The following is a 595-nucleotide window of genomic DNA, read 5'->3' on the forward strand; positions in this document are numbered from 1 at the left end:
TATGCCACTGGCGCAAGCCGGGAAGGCGCCCGCCGGGGACGATCCCAAGTCAGAAGACCGGCCAGATGACCTCTTGAAGCTGGCTGGACCCCAGCTCCTGTGTTATTTTCAACAGGGGCAATGTCATGCCGGACACCACCGATCAGCCTGCGTTTCAACCACACCTTGCTGCGGGCGGACCATTCTCCGACGCCGAGCGCGCAGCGGTCTATCGCGCCATCTACAGCCGGCGGGATGTGCGCGGCCAGTTCCAGCCCGATGCAGTGGGCGACGAGGTCCTGATGCGGATCCTCGATGCCGCCCACCACGCGCCGTCCGTCGGTTTCATGCAGCCCTGGAACTTCCTCGTGATACGCGATGCCGAAAAGAAGCGGCAGGTTGCCGAGATTTTCGCGCGCGCCAATGACGAGGCGGCAGCGATGTTCCCCCAGGATCGTCAGGACGCCTATCGGGCCCTCAAGCTTGAGGGAATCACCAGCGCGCCGGTCAATATCTGCGTGACCTGCGATGGCACACGCGGCGGCCCGGTCGTCCTGGGCGCCACGCACATGCCCGACATGGACCTGTTCAGCACGGTCTGTGCCGTCCAGAACCT

1 protein-coding gene and 1 riboswitch are annotated in these 595 nt (G+C 64.4%); the gene reads left to right on the top strand.

Going from position 1 to position 595, the window contains the following annotated elements:
- Positions 1–80: riboswitch (cobalamin riboswitch) on the top strand. This riboswitch is flagged as partial in the annotation.
- A gap of 45 nt (positions 81–125) precedes the next feature.
- Positions 126–595, top strand: a 470-nt coding sequence (gene bluB, locus A3840_RS01745; RefSeq protein ID WP_067450951.1) for a 5,6-dimethylbenzimidazole synthase, incomplete at its 3' end; no start/stop codon positions are given.

The sequence above is a fragment of the Devosia elaeis genome, from assembly GCF_001650025.1.
In the GTDB taxonomy this organism is placed as follows: Bacteria; Pseudomonadota; Alphaproteobacteria; order Rhizobiales; family Devosiaceae; genus Devosia; species Devosia elaeis.